The following is a 15,296-nucleotide window of genomic DNA, read 5'->3' as shown; positions in this document are numbered from 1 at the left end:
ATTTTACAAATGACAATGTAATACACATACATTTAAAGTTATAAAAAGATACTTAAGAAATATTTAGAAATATTTTAAATACATTTGTTACATGTTATATTTTAAATTAAATGAACTTCATAGATAGTATCAAAATGTAGTTACTTGGATAGTGCTACATATTCATTTTAATTATCATGCAAAGGGAATACATAATGAAAAGAAAAGTATTGGCACTGCTTCTCCCTGCTTTATTAGCTGCAGGCGCAGCAAATGCGGCTGAAATCTATAATAAGAACGGCAATAAACTGGATCTGTACGGTAAAGTCGATGGTCTGCGTTATTTCTCTGATAACCCTGGCGACGATGGCGATCAGACCTATGCACGTCTGGGCTTCAAAGGTGAAACCCAGATTAACGATATGCTGACCGGGTACGGTCAGTGGGAATACAATATAAAGGCCAACACTGCTGAAGGTGAAGGTTCAAATGCCGCAACTCGTCTGGCCTTTGCCGGTTTAGGTTTTGGCCAGAACGGTACCTTCGACTACGGTCGTAACTATGGCGTGGTCTACGACGTGGAAGCCTGGACCGATATGTTGCCAGAATTTGGTGGTGACTCCTACACCCAGACCGACGTGTATATGACCGGTCGTACCAACGGCGTTGCCACTTACCGTAATAATGGTTTCTTTGGCCAGGTTGATGGCCTGAACTTCGCACTGCAATACCAGGGTAATAATGAAAGTGCTGGTTCAGGCGAAGGTACTGGTAATGGTGACGGCCGGAAGCTGACACGAGAAAATGGTGACGGTTTCGGTATGTCTACGTCCTATGACTTCGACTTCGGTTTAAGTCTTGGTGCGGCGTACTCCAGTTCTGACCGTTCTAACAATCAGGTAGCTCGTGGTCGTGGTGATAGTAACTATACCAGCCGCTATGCTGGCGGTGAAACAGCGGATGCCTGGACCGTGGGTGTCAAATATGATGCCAATGATGTTTACCTGGCCGCCATGTACGCAGAAACCCGCAACATGACCGCTTACGGTGATGGCGGTATCGCTAACAAAACGCAGAACTTTGAAGCCGTTGCTCAGTACCAGTTCGACTTTGGTCTGCGCCCGTCCGTTGCATTCCTGCAATCTAAAGGTGTCGACTTAGGCGGCTGGGACCATGATAGCCGTGGTAACCCGCGTTACACTGATAAAGACCTGGTCAAATATGTTGATGTGGGCATGACTTACTACTTCAACAAAAACATGTCCACCTATGTCGATTATAAAATCAACCTGCTGGACGAAGACGACAGCTTCTATGAAAGCAATGGTATCGCTACAGACGACATCGTTGCCGTTGGTTTAGTCTACCAGTTCTAATTGACGCAAAAACAAGCAAGCCCGCTTCATATGAAGCGGGCTATTTTTGCGATGCTAAAGTGGAATAGAAGCTTTAAGGTAAAGCTGGGATCCTTCAGGCCGGTTGTGCACATCCATTTCTTTCTGCCATTTCAACGTCAGTAGCCAGCCCCTGTCGTTGGCATAACGGACAGAAGGACCGATTGAAAAGGCCTGCGATTTTGCTGAAGCTGAGTTTGGCCCATCATCATTGGTTGTCTGCATGAATGCGTAACCCCCAATTCCAACCACCCAACCATTTCCCACAGCCCATCCTAGGGCATAATCGGCATGAAAAGCCTGGCCTGACCGTGTATGACTCTCCTCGTTACGGAAATTAAAGTCATACATCATTTTGATATCCGCATTTACGCCCTTTTGTGGGATATAGCTAATTGCCCATACCGGCTGCACAGCCCAATAGTTTCGCCCCAGGCTTGAGGGATCATACCGGTCGTAATCACCTGTTGGCGCAAACAGATCCATCCCCAACACAAAGTGGAGATCGGGGGAAGGATGAAAACCCAATGCTGAACCCAGCGTGATATCCCCCAGTCCCTTGCTGGTATATTTTCGTCCATACGATTTAGCCGTGACATCAAGCAGCGGCAGGATAGAATGAAAAGCCAACTGTCCCCCCAGAAGATGCTGCTCCGTGACCCAAATAATGCGCGGCGCCAGAATATTAACGTTCATGCTGAAGCCCGGCCCTGAAATATCATGTCCGTTGTTATCGCGCACGTGATCATACCTTGCGCTGCCTCCATACAACAGAACATGTACGCCTTCGGCAGGAAGAGCCCCTGACATATAGTTTTCCAGACCATCGGGATAAATACCAGGCCCGTTTCCCTCGGTGGCAACCACCGAAGGTGCTGCAAGCAGAAAAGCCACGCCTGGTAAAATCCTTTTCATCCTCTTTATCATTTTGCTATCCATTAATACTTTTTACCTGAAGGAAATGCGGATCAATACCGATGCATACTGGTGATAACTGGACAAACTCATCTAAAACCTGGATTCTTATCCGCTATCTCTCACACCAGTTTTGGTAAAATATTCAGCACATTACCAAACCAACAGAAGATCACGACAATACCAAAAAGAATAACTACGGCAGGGATAATCCGGCCTCCCCATACAGTAAAGATTTGATTAGGGAATTTTTTCCTTGATTTCAATGCCAGCACCGCCGGAATAATAACAGCCCAGATCGTTGCACATAATCCAGCCCCACCGATTCCATAGATAAAGCCGTTAGGGAATAACAGATAAAGCAACGTTGGCGGTAAAAATGTCAGCATTACTGTTTTAAATCGTCCAAAGTGTGAATTGTCAAACTTGAACAGGTCAGCAAGAAAATCAAATAATCCTAATGTCACACCAAAGAAAGAGCTGGCCACGGCCAAATTAGAGAAGACGAGCAAACAAAATTCAATAAAGCCACTCTGATTTGTTCCCAAAAAGGATCCCACCAAAGCATCAACATTGCCACCAGAAGCAATAATACCCTTGAAACTCTCACGAGGGATGTTACCCATCGTGCAGTATAGCCAGAACAAATAGATAACCAGTGCTAGAAAAGATCCCAGTACAACACTTTTAATCAGTTTATCTTTTTTCTTTCCGTAGCAGATAATCAGACTGGGTATATTGCCATGAAAACCGAATGATGCCAGGCATACAGGAATAGCCATAAATATGTAAGGAAAAAACGAACGACTATCTTCGTTTACTTCACTCACACCACTTAAAATTGAGTAATCGACCTGGAAGAAAAGCGAACCAAAAACAATAACAAAAGCAAGAATTTTTATCCCAAGGAACAATGATGTAATTCGACTAGCAGCCAATGAACTAAACCATAATACAGCTGCTACAAACAGCGCAGTGCACACACCTATGATCCTTGGATTAACCTGGCTATCCGAATGCATAGATATCGTTTCACTAATAATGGCACCGTTTGCTGAAATATAGGCATAAGTCAATATGTACAAAACAAAGGCAACCGTCGCACCGCTGATCACATTCCATTTATTGCCAATCAAATCTTTCGTAATGGTATTAAAGCTAGAACCGACAGGATAATTTAAGTTTGCTTCCAAAAGTAATAATCCTGAATGCAACATTGAAAACCAGGATATAATTAGTATAAATGCGCCCCAAAAAAACCAGGCACCGGCAAGATCAACAGGTAATGCAAACATCCCTCCGCCAATTACGGTGCCGGCTATCACCATAATTCCCCAAAAGGATGAATGCTTTGAACTGGCATTTTCTTCCATACGAGCCTCTTATCATAAATTGTATATGTTCACTATCATATTATTTCTATAAAAACGTGAGCCATGAATGGCTATGGAATACAGCCATTCATGGCAAATAATTAACTATCAGATTTCTTTTAATTTGGCAGTAAAGTGACGCAGAACTTTAGGCTCATATGTAAAAGTTAATCCTTTAATGTTTTTGGCATTTTCTTTTACATGGCTAAAGGCTTCAATAATGAAATCCATATGCGATTGGGTATATGTCGCACGCGGAATGGTTAAACGTAACAGCTCTGCCGGACATGGTAACTGAATCCCCGTTTTAGGATCCCTACCCAGTAAAAATGAGCCAATCTCTACTGCACGAATGCCAGCGACTTTATAAAGCTCGCATGCCAGAGCCTGTGCCGGGAATTGTTCAGCAGGAATATGCGGTAGTAATTTTCCTGCATCCACGAAAGCCGCATGCCCACCGGCTTGCTGACAGGTCACCCCAATGGCTTCAAGACCATCAACCAAATACTGAATTTGTGCAATACGATAAGCCAACCAGTCCTGATTCATACCATCAGTTAGACCAACTGCCAGACGTTCCATTGCACCGCCTTCCAGGCCACCATAGGTAGGGAAACCCTCTTGCACCACACAAAGCGTGCGGCATTCGGTATAGACATCAAAATAGCTGTCATCCTTAATACAAAGCAGTCCCCCCATTTGTACCATCGCATCTTTCTTCGCCGACATGGCTAACATATCGGCATATTTATAGGTCTCGCGGGTAATTTCCTCAATGCTCCAGCCTTTATAAGCAGCTTCCCTTTGCTGAATGAAATATGCGTTTTCAGCAAATCGGGCAGAGTCCATCACCACAGGAATATCGTATTTCTTCGCCAGTTGATACGTTGCCTTCAGGTTTGCCAGTGAAACCGGCTGGCCCCCCGCAGAGTTACACGTGATTGTAGCGACGATATAAGGAACGTTATTTGGTCCTACTTCCTGGATACCTTCCTCCAGTTTTTCCAGGTCAAAATCCCCCTTAAAATCACAACGTACCGCTGTATCAAATGCCTCTTTGGTATAAACATTACGAACGGTACAGCCATTAATTTGACTGTGTCCCTGAGTTGTATCGAAGAAATAGTTTGAGAATACAACCATTTTACTTCTGTCCAACCCTTTTTCCTGCTCACGTTTACGGATCAGCACAGGAATATAAATCTGCTCGGCACCTCGTCCCTGGTGAGTTGGGATAGTGTACTGATATCCAAAAATATTTTTAACCGCATCAGCAAGTGCATAGTAGCTACGGCTTCCGCTATATGCTTCATCTCCCCTTAGCATTGCTGCTTGCATATTTTGGGTGATAGCGCCAGTACCGCTGTCTGTCAATAAATCAATAAATACATCTTCACTATCAAGCAGGAACGGGTTCATACCAGAATTAACAATCGCATTTTCACGGTGCTCCCGCGTTGTACGTTTTACGGGCTCAATAACACGAATACGGAATGGTTCTGGTAAATGTTTAAAGTTATTCATGGAATATTTCCTGTATTAGATATACACATATCACGCCTGCAGCAACTCAAAAAAATGAATTGCCGAAGCATCTTTAAATATTGATGAATAGACCATATAAATATTATCCGTACATCTCCATGACCGTCGACCTACGCCTGTACTTACGCGCAAGAAAGGTATAGTAAGATTGTACAGTCAATAAATTATGGATTATTCAGAGCATACAAAAAGGACAGAAACTCAATCTATTCCTGTGCAAATTGTATGAAAAGGAAAGGAGAAAAAATTATGGGCGATGATTGACAATCATCGTATCGATGTTGAACCACTTAGAAGTCAGATATGTATTAAATAAGCTAATCATTAGGTATCAACTCTTATTAAACATAACCCATCATTATAGTATGGCGATTTTTTGTCTATTAGCAGTTAAAGTTATTGTGATTAGAATCACGATAAATTAGTTCTGCACAACCCGTTTGTTTGAACAACTCCGCAGGCGAGCAATGATTTAACGACACTCATCAAGCACCCGCCAGCACAGTTGATTCCGCATTCGCTAGCATTGTCCAACTTTATATTTGCAGCAATACACTCTAGATAGTCATTATCTACAAATATTGCTAATAAAGTAGTTTGGGTTTCCCGCTGAACTATAAAACGAATGATAATATTTCTCAATAATGGGATGGTCAAGTCTAAGCCTTGAAACAGGCAACCAGATACATCAAGTCAAATCTTTGTCTCTGCCTGGCAGCCTGCTCCCAAAGACTCATAAGTAAGTATAATCTTTTCCCCATTAACACTGAGTTATGTTTACAATGATTAAACAATATCAATAGTTAAGGCCTCCGCTACGTGATTGACTTGCCCTACAAAAACATAGCATCGACATGAAAAAAAGCATTACATGCTTCATTCATTTATTGGCCAATATAGCTTCCGCTCATCACATGTTACATCATATTCTTCTTTTAAATATATTAGTAAATGATGTGTAACACTCCCTAAATCTTTATATAAAGGCGTTTTAGCATTTAAAATCAATAAACCACAAAACTGTTGAGCCCACGGTAATAAGTGGATGCTCAGGAATTCAACCACAGCTCGACGATCGCTGACATCACGGGTAATACGGCTACGATGTAATAACTCAACCAATGCAGACAAGCATAATCCAATATGATCTACAGGCTGGTATTCTTCCAGTTTAAAAATCAACCCCATACGTCTAAGAAATGAGTCCAATTCATAAGTTGAACTCTGCATTAATAAATTATCTTCATGTAGATAAACCGATCCCCATGGAGCAGCTTCTGGCATTCCTAATCCTACAAATAAATTAAGATGATCATCTTTTAATAGTTCAAAATGTAAAGGTTGCAGCAGCCATTCTTTAGTTGTCATAAGTTCTAATGAGAACATTGTTTGCCAACTATCTAAAATATTACTCTCTATCATTAGCTGCAACCGTGATGCATTCGGTTCAAAGTAGTAGAATTGATATAATAACTTCATAGAAAACTCTAACAATTCTTCATCAGATACTGGCAATTCAGTCTGGCTGGGTATTTCTGGTTGCTTAAACATTATTTCCCCTGCTATCAGGAACCGTCCAGGTTCCTGATAGAATTAAAATATCATTTTGTTTATGGAGCTGAAATAACTTCTACTAAATTAGTTCCCTGGGGATTAGCTTTTGCCAGTGCAGTTGGTTTAAGACGTGTTAATGTGTTAATGCACCCCCCCGTATCTACTCCTTTATCGTCCGGGGTGTACCATGTTCCCTCTCCCAAACCCACAACACCAGGCATAATACGAGGTGTAATACGAATTGGAACACGTATAACTCCACGATCGTTATAGACGTGCACTAGCTGTCCCTGCTGCAAATTACGTGTTTTAGCATCCAATGGATTTATCATCAATGCATCCTGAATCACTTCCCTTAGCCAAGGGACGTTATGGAATGTTGAGTGAGGTCGCCCTTTAGATTTAAAACCAATTAACTGTAAAGGATAATCCTTACGTACTTCAATATCAGCATAACTTTCCCATGTAGGTTGATACTGTGGGAGAGCAGTGATCCGATCACCTTCCGGTAGTTGCCATGTATTAGAAAAATGCGCCAACCTGTGAGAATAAATTTGTATTTTACCTGATTCAGTTTTCAGTGGATTAGCTAAGGGATCCTCACGAAACTCCCGCATAACATATCTGGGCTCTTTGGGGTCAAAAGATAGTCTAATTGTTTTTTGCTGCTGCAGTACTTCAAAAGGAGGAAAGTCCGCATGCTTTTTGCGGCTTTCTTCATAAAGAAATTTCTGCCACTCATCCCAACTTCTTCCTTCGCTATAAGATTCTCTTACACCAAAACGCTCAGCTAAATCTGCAAATACCAGATAAGGATGACGGCATTCATACATAGGATCCAATATATGCTCAGTCAATGTTAAGTGCGTTGCAAATCTCACAACACGGGTATTTTCAAGCCATGTTATATCTGGCAATAAGATATCAGCAAATTTAGCACTGGATGTCATATGATTATCCATAACAAAGATAAATTCCAGTTTACTTTCATCAGCTAAGATTTTTGCAGTAGCATTACAATCAGAATGCTGATTCAGCATCCAATTACCCTGATACATAAATACGCATTTGACATCACTGGTCAGACGCTCGGCTCCAACAATCCCATCAGTAAGAGCAGTCATCTCATGACCTCGCTCTACAGCTTCCAGCCATTTAAAACAAGGTACCTTTGCCTGAACTCCATTTTTTCCAATTGGCATCGGCATAATATCTGATCCACTAAACGAGAAGTCAGACCCACCATTATTTGTTCCAGGTAACCCAATTTTACCAAGTAAAATAGGTAGCATGAAGATAGCACGAGCAGTTTGCTCTCCCGCCGCATGCCTTTGTGGCCCCCAACCCTGAGCGATAAATGGAGCTTTAGCTTGACCTAATGCCCGAGCAAGATGATAAATTTGCTCCTGAGGGATACCACAAACAGATGCTGCGTATTCTGGGGTTTTGGGCTGACCATCCCCCCCTTCCCCTAAAATATAAGCTTTATAACCTAAAGAACGTTCAAGGGGAGGTATACCTCGCTCTACATCGCCTAATTCTTCATCATAGCCATAACAATACTGCTTTAAAAATGCCTCATTGACATAATTTTCGGTAATTAAAACCCAGGCAATGGCTTCCACCAAAATGGCATCGCTGCCAGGTCGAATAGCTAACCAAAGATCTTCCCGTCCACATGCGGTATCGGTATATTGGGGATCTATAATAATTGTTCTTGCACTGCTGGCTTGCTTACCTTGTTGATAGTGATAAGTATCATTGGCACCACTCATACGAGTATTTGCTGGGTTATTGCCAAAATAGACAATCAAATCAGAGTGAGCCAATTCTGTTGGCGCACTACCGAACGTATATTTGGATTCGCCATAGGTAAATTTTGATGCAGTATCAATTTGATGGCTGCTATAATTCCCTTCAGGAGACAGGAAGCCACCAATCAAATTAAGAAATCTCGGAACAAAATGGTAAGGGCCATCAGGTTTACCAAAACCGATACGACTAAAAATAGCCTGATTACCATATTTGCCAATAATGCCACTTAGTTGACGATGTACTTCATCGAGTGCTTCATCCCAGCTAATCCTTTTGAATTTTCCTTCCCCGCGCTTCCCTACCCGCTTCATAGGATATTTTAACCGATCTGGTGCAAAGGTTCGCTTATGTAACGAACGTCCACGTAGACAGGCCCGAGCCTGGTGTCGGCCAAACACATCATCACCCAGATCATCGGTTTCAATACGCTTTATCTGACCATTTTCTGTAATGATTTTTAGTAAGCAACTGGAAAGACAGTGCGCCCAACAGTTATGCCATTTAGCCACTTCTCCAACGTGTTCATTAATCACCAACGCTGCAATACTGTTTAATGGTAGCGTTGCAAGGAAAGCACCGGAACCTAAACAAGCACTTAACTGCAAAAAATCCCTACGGGATAAACATGTACCGGTTTTATTAAGTAATTTATTTTCATTATTAGCCATAACCGTGTCCCTCTTAATTTTTATACATGTTTATAGTTGCGCTAAAAATAGCAACTCGTAAAAGAAAATTCGTCCCAGTAACTCAGCTATAATAATTGCTATTGTAGCAATAAACATACTCTTAAATGTAATTACCTTCCCACCAGGATTTATACACACAAACAAGGCTCCGCAAATAAGTGCCACACGAATAACTTGTATAACTATCAACCACTGAGGTAATTCGACTGCTAACTTCTGAGTTTGATTATTCAGATTCAGAAAATAGCCTGTATTTAATGTAAATACCAAAAATAATATACTGATCCATATGAACTTGAGCCATGAGTTTGAGGTTAGTTCAACGGAAGTAAAACCACGTAGTAATAATCCAATAAGTACAGCCCCACTGAGAAAACCGCTAAAAACAAAGTTAACAACTGTCCATGGCGTATTCCATAGACTTACCCCTGGCAACTGATATACGTTAGCAATGACGAATAAAAGAAAAAGGGCCACAACAGCAGTTAATACCATCAAAGATACAAATATTTTGTCCGTTCGCCATTGCACAAATGTTGCTAATACACCTAATGCGCCAAATATAGCTACACTTATAATTTCCAGACTCATTGGTGAAAAATGAACAATTCCTGCTATCACATTAATGATACGAAATGGTTGACCGACATGAGCAATCGAAGCTATTCCCGCGGCAGTTAAAATGCACCAAAAAGAAATCATTATTTTTGTCAAAGCATGTGGGGTTAGGTTCGCTAAAGCCGGAGAGCACAGTTTTAATACTGTTAACAGAATAAAACTTCCGGCTACCATTTGCGTCAGCACGGTAAAAAAAACCAGCGGTAATTCTTGCATAATTACAGCTCCGTCTTATTTATGATTATGCCACTGTGATCGCCACATGGCTTACTATGCTGATTAGGATTAATTACAATGGACGGTTGAGTCAGGGTTGAAGCGGGTAAAGGTGCGATAGCTGCAACTTCTCCATACTTTTGCCTAAGTTCATCAATCGGTCCAAAATCTAATGCGCGTAATGGGCATGCTGAAACGCAGATTGGCTTTTTGTTCTGGCTAATCAATTCATAGCAGCCATCACATTTAGTCATATATTTCTTTTCCGGATGATACTGTGGCGCACCATATGGGCAAGCCATTTCACAATAACGGCATCCAATGCATACCAAATTATCTACTACAACCAATCCATCTTCCGAGCGTTTATGCATTGCACCTGTTGGGCATACCTTAGTACAGGCAGGTGTGGCGCAATGATTGCAACTGATCGATAGATAATAGGCGAAGATATTCTGATGCCAGGTATCCTTAACTCCCGGAGTCCACTCACCTCCGGCATACTCATATACGCGTCGAAAATTTACACCAACTGGAAGCGTGTTTTTGTCTTTGCATGCAACCTGGCAGGTTTTGCAGCCAGTGCATTTACTGCTGTCTACAAAGAAACCATATTGTCGAGTCATAGAGGTGAAACCTATTGATTTCATGAATAAGTAGCACTAAGTCTGTAATATCTTCAAAGTAGGTTTCTATAGTGGTATTCCACATACTTTGTAGGGTTGTGACATCAATAATGCTGATAAATCAGCAGGAAGAAAAGGAGACCGGCAAGGAAAAACCATCCTTACCAATTGAAATATAAGAGTTTTATATGTCAGTAGTTATTCAGCGTAGGGTTGTTTTTCTTTTACGGCGAATGCGTGCAGGAGCCTGTTTGGTGGGGTCAAGAAAGGGTTCAATCTGGGTATAGTGTCGAATCATCTCGGCAAGTGAACTGACCCTCATGTGTTGCATTATGCTAGCCCGGTGAACTTCTACTGTACGAACTGCTATAAAGAGTGACTCAGCAATTTGATAATTAGTTTTGCCCTCTATAAGTAAATGCAATACATCTCTTTCTCTGCGTGTTAATTGTTCATAAGCATTAATCAATTTATTTAATATAATCCGACGCGCAGACATCTCCAGACCCGAAGCAATAGCTCGTAGTAACATTTCACTGTCTATTGGTTTCTGTAAAAAATCAACCGCCCCACGCTTCAGTGAATCCACTGCAATAGGAATATCTCCATGTCCAGTTAAAAAAATAACAGACATCAAACTGTTACTCTGATTCAATCTAATCTGAAGTTCCTGTCCGCTCATCCCTGGCATTCGGCAATCCAGTACCAAGCAACTACATACTTCCAGCGATTCTGAATGTTGTGTAACAAATGATAAAAATTCTTCAGCAGAAGAAAAACTACGTGGCTGATAGCCCTCGCCTTCCAGCATAAAACATAATGCATCCAACACACTTTCATCATCATCTACCAGGTATAGCTTCTTATCCTGCATAATTATTTCCCACTTTTCTGGGAAGACATACTTTTGCTTCCACACCACCATGAACTCGATTTCTGAGCGTAAATTTACCCAAATGTGATTCTACAACTTCCTGGCAAACCGTAAGACCAAGACCAACTCCGTTTGCTTTGCTCGTGACAAAAGGAGTCATTAACGTAGACAGCGGCGCATTCAAACCTACTCCTTGATCGTAAACACAAAGACTAATATCTAACTTGGTCTGTAACAGCTCAATGAATATAAGGCTATTTCCGGCTTCAGCAGTAGAATCAATCGCATTAGTAAGAAGATTGACTAATAATTGCTCCAGACCGATACGATCACCATAAAATAATACGGGGTTCGAGATATACCCCTGCTTAATCGTTATATTATAACGTTGTGCATATAAACTCACCAACGCACAAGTTTCTTGTAGTAAATTTGATAAATCAAAGCGAGTCTTACTAGCTGGTTCTTTTTTTAATAATTGACGTAAACGCTTGACGACCTCATCAACACGAACAACTTGATTACGAATTTTTGTCAATAGCTCAACAATATTAGTTTGACTATCTCCTTTTTTTTGCCGAGAAATTTCACCATCTGCATATAGGCGTATTGCGGATAAGGGTTGATTTAGCTCATGCGCTAAACTGGCACCCAATTTATCTACTAAAGCCCGCCGCTGGATCTGTTGAAAATCATCCTGCATCTTCCGTAATTTCAAACTGTTACGATGAAATCTAAATTGTAATATTACATATTGTATTGGCAAAACCGTAAATATAATAGCAATTAAAATTGCCACATAATAATACTGCACTATCCATCGCAATAATTGTTGCCACATAGACAACTGTAACGGATGAATTCCTAAGTTTTCAAATAGTCGGTCGAGTTCAACTTGGCTTTCCGGTACACTCCAGCCAAGAGATTGAGCGGCTTTAGCTTCAGGGCTATCGGTAGGTAAATTCAGTAAGGATTGAACTATTTTTTTCGCCAATTGTCGATCTGCGTTACCCAGCATAGCGAAGCTCCAGTTAGGATAGAGCTCTGTACTTACCTGACACTCAAAACTGGTCGGTGTCTTACTGTTAATAAGACGCAATTTCCCGGCTTCTAGTTTTTGTCTAGCAATAAGTGATTCAACTAAGCAAACAGGTAATATTGCTGCCTCAATATTGTTATCCAACAAAGCTCGCACAATATTCTCATGCGGATATCCTAGCTCTTGAACCTGCGAAAGAAAGTTTCCAGGATACTCTGGACGCAATGCTTCATTTTCCATCGCCATAAAGCCGCCAAATGCCCTACGATCAACAGTACCAATGCGTTTCCCTGCCAGGTTTTCGGTTGTATGGTAGGGAGAATTTTCACGTACCCACAACGCAGAGCCTGTAGCCGTTGTTGTTCCGCCAGCAAGAGGGCTTATAAGTGTTGCCATCCATGAAAGTGGGAAAATGCGTCCCAACCGAATACTCTCAGAAGGATTAATAATCATGAACTGCAGGCGCTGGGAACTGACTTCGGTTTGCAACATACCTAGTTCCAATGCTAGTAATTGAAATCGATATTCTGGTATTTGCTGATTTAACCAATTTATCATTGGTTGCCAGCGAGATTGAGCTTCCTCAATACCTCTATCAGCAAATACGCCGATAACCACCTCATCAAATTTACTTTCATCAGCATAGACAGGAAAAGATGAAATAATGGCCATCAAAATATGTTTATATAACTTCATTTTTAAAGCCATCACACTTTCTTTTATTTGACGGAACCCCATTATTATTTTCTCTGGTGAATTATTTTCAAACAAGTGAACCACTGAACTATTTCTTGCAGAAGAATAAATTTTGCAGGACACATTATATGACGTCCTGAACTGTTAAGGAAAGCAGTACCTAGCATAATACAATAAAAGACTTCGCGTTCAATCTTTGCACAAAACATTTGCATCGGAATTCCATTATATATTTGCAACGCATCTAATTAATTAATGTTAATTATAAGTGATTACGTTAGAATCATATAACCTTCTAATACTAAAGATATTTATTACATCAATCATCCTCCCACAACCAGCACATAACATCACCCACCGAAAAAAATACACAGCAAATATTAATAATTACTACTGAAAATATTAAATTTTATTAATAAAAAATGCACAATTATCTCTTTTAGATTGCCTTTTGCACTGCGCAATATTTTTGAATCAGCTCACATTTCCCTACTTACATCAATCTCACCCCTCCGCTTTCACGTTATCATCGTTTGTATAAATCCCCGTCACCTAATCTGAGGCTTTAATACTGGAAATTTTAATCATCCGATAGTCAGCAACCGACCTTCAGGTCGAACTGATTCTCAATGTGCCCAAATCGAATGCGGACACTGCTAGTGTGTTTGCAGGTTTTGCTCATGATGATCAAACAGGTTTTCCGGTATGAATTTATCTCATCAACGCATGAACAATCAGCAGCAAAACCGTAATAATTCACAGAAACTTCATAAGAAGGATTTTATGGACATCAATACCATTATCTCCACCACTGGTCGCATACAACTCCTCACTGACGAGGACAAAATTCCCTGGGATGAACCAGACTTTAGCCTGCGCATGCTGGAAAATCATTTGTCCCAGGATCATGACTGGGCCAGCCGTCGACAGAGTGTAATTGAACAGCAGGTAACCTGGATTTCCAGGCAGTTGGCTGCAGGAGCACGAGTACTGGACCTGGGCTGCGGTCCTGGCTTGTATACCAACCCGTTAACAAGACTCGGCTTCACATGCACAGGAGTAGATTTCTCGCCAGCATCAATCAACTGGGCTAAAAAGCAGGCGCATGACGCTGGTTTGGAAATCAACTACGTCCAGCAAGATGTTCGTCATTACTCGCCGGAAGAGTCATTCGATTTTATTATGATGACATTTGGAGAACTCAATGTTTTCAGTGCCGCGGATGCCAGAGCACTGATCGCAAACTGCGCGCGTTGGCTCACGCCAGGCGGGAAATTGCTGGTTGAAGTGCACACCTTTGCTGAAGTGAAACGCCAGGGGATGGCAAGCCCCGACTGGCAACGCTGCCCACAAGGATTATTTATTGCCAGCCCACATATCCTTTTAACAGAACATGACTGGGATGAGGAGACTCAAACCTGTTCTACCCGATTCTGGGCTATTGATGAAAACAGCAATACTACTCGCTTCGGAAGTCAAATGACGGCCTGGCATGATGAAGAATATCTCCATCTCCTGAGTGACAACGGTTTCAGCGTATTACAGCGCCCAGACAATCGTGCCTGGCCGGTTAGTGAAACATTTGAAGGTAAACTGTACGCTTTGCTGGCAGAAAAGATATAACCCCATAATTCCATGATAAAAAGCGCATTTTTGTTTCAGACGCGCTTATTTCATTAAGGGTATGAATGACCACTGTCTCACAAAAATTTCTCGCAACATGTGGACAGACTCACGTCATCAGTATTCGCATCGGGTTCCAGATCCAGTAGCAACTGAGTAAAGCCGACGGACTGCAATGCCGTACGACTTAGCTCACAAAATGAATGACATACTGGTAAATTTCTACCGGGGACGCTGGGTAAGTGATAACGTATTTAACGGTCAGTTTTTTCAATACATACCGAGAAGATATGGCAGAAAGTTTTCAGAAAGGTATATCAATTGAATGACTGAAGAAGGG

The 15,296-nt window shown here is 41.4% G+C and carries 11 protein-coding genes and 1 pseudogene; 2 read left to right on the top strand and 10 right to left on the bottom strand.

From position 1 onward, the window contains the following. The first annotated feature begins 194 nt into the window (after positions 1-194). Complete coding sequence (ompC, locus tag BZK41_RS24200) at positions 195-1,355, top strand: porin OmpC (protein ID WP_079939867.1); 1,161 nt, start codon at positions 195-197, stop codon at positions 1,353-1,355. A gap of 54 nt (positions 1,356-1,409) precedes the next feature. Here the strand turns inward: ompC and BZK41_RS24195 are convergent, their stop codons facing one another. The 10 genes from BZK41_RS24195 to BZK41_RS24155 form a co-directional block, all read right to left on the bottom strand. Next, positions 1,410-2,312 carry a transporter gene (locus tag BZK41_RS24195; protein WP_216350688.1) on the bottom strand — a complete coding sequence of 301 codons (903 nt, stop codon included), beginning with the start codon at positions 2,310-2,312 and terminating at the stop codon, positions 1,410-1,412. 98 nt (positions 2,313-2,410) lie between these two features. Beyond that, positions 2,411-3,661 carry a low affinity tryptophan permease TnaB gene (gene tnaB / locus BZK41_RS24190; RefSeq protein ID WP_079939866.1) on the bottom strand — a complete coding sequence of 417 codons (1,251 nt, stop codon included), beginning with the start codon at positions 3,659-3,661 and terminating at the stop codon, positions 2,411-2,413. A gap of 108 nt (positions 3,662-3,769) precedes the next feature. Beyond that, entirely contained in the window at positions 3,770-5,185 is a 1,416-nt protein-coding gene (gene tnaA, locus BZK41_RS24185) for a tryptophanase (protein ID WP_079939865.1), read from the bottom strand. 268 nt (positions 5,186-5,453) lie between these two features. Further along, on the bottom strand, positions 5,454-5,531 hold the full coding sequence (gene tnaC / locus BZK41_RS27805) for a tryptophanase leader peptide (protein ID WP_103771344.1): 78 nt from the start codon (positions 5,529-5,531) through the stop codon (positions 5,454-5,456). Between the two features lie 551 nt (positions 5,532-6,082). Beyond that, positions 6,083-6,757 (bottom strand): molecular chaperone, encoded by a 675-nt coding sequence (locus BZK41_RS24180; RefSeq protein WP_079939864.1) that lies wholly within the window; start codon positions 6,755-6,757, stop codon positions 6,083-6,085. Between the two features lie 59 nt (positions 6,758-6,816). After that, a complete protein-coding gene (locus BZK41_RS24175) occupies positions 6,817-9,243 on the bottom strand; it encodes a DMSO/selenate family reductase complex A subunit (RefSeq protein WP_079939863.1) in 2,427 nt (808 codons plus the stop codon). 30 nt (positions 9,244-9,273) lie between these two features. Continuing rightward, a complete protein-coding gene (locus BZK41_RS24170) occupies positions 9,274-10,098 on the bottom strand; it encodes a DmsC/YnfH family molybdoenzyme membrane anchor subunit (protein ID WP_079939862.1) in 825 nt (274 codons plus the stop codon). A 2-nt stretch (positions 10,099-10,100) separates the two neighbouring features. Beyond that, on the bottom strand, positions 10,101-10,724 hold the full coding sequence (locus tag BZK41_RS24165; protein WP_079939861.1) for a DMSO/selenate family reductase complex B subunit: 624 nt from the start codon (positions 10,722-10,724) through the stop codon (positions 10,101-10,103). Between the two features lie 202 nt (positions 10,725-10,926). Continuing rightward, complete coding sequence (locus BZK41_RS24160; RefSeq protein WP_079939860.1) at positions 10,927-11,598, bottom strand: response regulator; 672 nt, start codon at positions 11,596-11,598, stop codon at positions 10,927-10,929. Further along, entirely contained in the window at positions 11,588-13,456 is a 1,869-nt protein-coding gene (locus tag BZK41_RS24155; RefSeq protein WP_253193789.1) for a sensor histidine kinase, read from the bottom strand. The genes BZK41_RS24160 and BZK41_RS24155 overlap by 11 nt, the downstream gene beginning before the upstream one ends. Positions 13,457-14,116: 660 nt before the next feature. On the opposite strand from BZK41_RS24155, the pseudogene BZK41_RS24150 reads away from it, so the two are divergent. Further along, positions 14,117-14,950, top strand: a pseudogene (locus tag BZK41_RS24150) (class I SAM-dependent methyltransferase); the annotation flags it as partial. Between the last annotated feature and the right edge of the window lie 346 nt (positions 14,951-15,296).

It is taken from the genome of Citrobacter sp. A316 (assembly GCF_002042945.1).
GTDB classification, from domain to species: Bacteria; Pseudomonadota; Gammaproteobacteria; order Enterobacterales; family Enterobacteriaceae; genus Citrobacter; species Citrobacter portucalensis.
This window is presented reverse-complemented; position numbering and strand designations above follow the sequence as displayed.

What these genes read in the sequence shown, in the direction of transcription:
- BZK41_RS24195 (WP_216350688.1), bottom strand. Translation starts at nt 2,312, where the DNA reads ATGGATAGCAAAATGATAAAGAGGATGAAAAGGATTTTACCAGGCGTG.
- ompC (WP_079939867.1), top strand. Translation starts at nt 195, where the DNA reads ATGAAAAGAAAAGTATTGGCACTGCTTCTCCCTGCTTTATTAGCTGCA.
- BZK41_RS24165 (WP_079939861.1), bottom strand. Translation starts at nt 10,724, where the DNA reads ATGACTCGACAATATGGTTTCTTTGTAGACAGCAGTAAATGCACTGGC.
- tnaB (WP_079939866.1), bottom strand. Translation starts at nt 3,661, where the DNA reads ATGGAAGAAAATGCCAGTTCAAAGCATTCATCCTTTTGGGGAATTATG.
- BZK41_RS24170 (WP_079939862.1), bottom strand. Translation starts at nt 10,098, where the DNA reads ATGCAAGAATTACCGCTGGTTTTTTTTACCGTGCTGACGCAAATGGTA.
- BZK41_RS24180 (WP_079939864.1), bottom strand. Translation starts at nt 6,757, where the DNA reads ATGTTTAAGCAACCAGAAATACCCAGCCAGACTGAATTGCCAGTATCT.
- tnaC (WP_103771344.1), bottom strand. Translation starts at nt 5,531, where the DNA reads ATGATTAGCTTATTTAATACATATCTGACTTCTAAGTGGTTCAACATC.
- tnaA (WP_079939865.1), bottom strand. Translation starts at nt 5,185, where the DNA reads ATGAATAACTTTAAACATTTACCAGAACCATTCCGTATTCGTGTTATT.
- BZK41_RS24175 (WP_079939863.1), bottom strand. Translation starts at nt 9,243, where the DNA reads ATGGCTAATAATGAAAATAAATTACTTAATAAAACCGGTACATGTTTA.
- BZK41_RS24160 (WP_079939860.1), bottom strand. Translation starts at nt 11,598, where the DNA reads ATGCAGGATAAGAAGCTATACCTGGTAGATGATGATGAAAGTGTGTTG.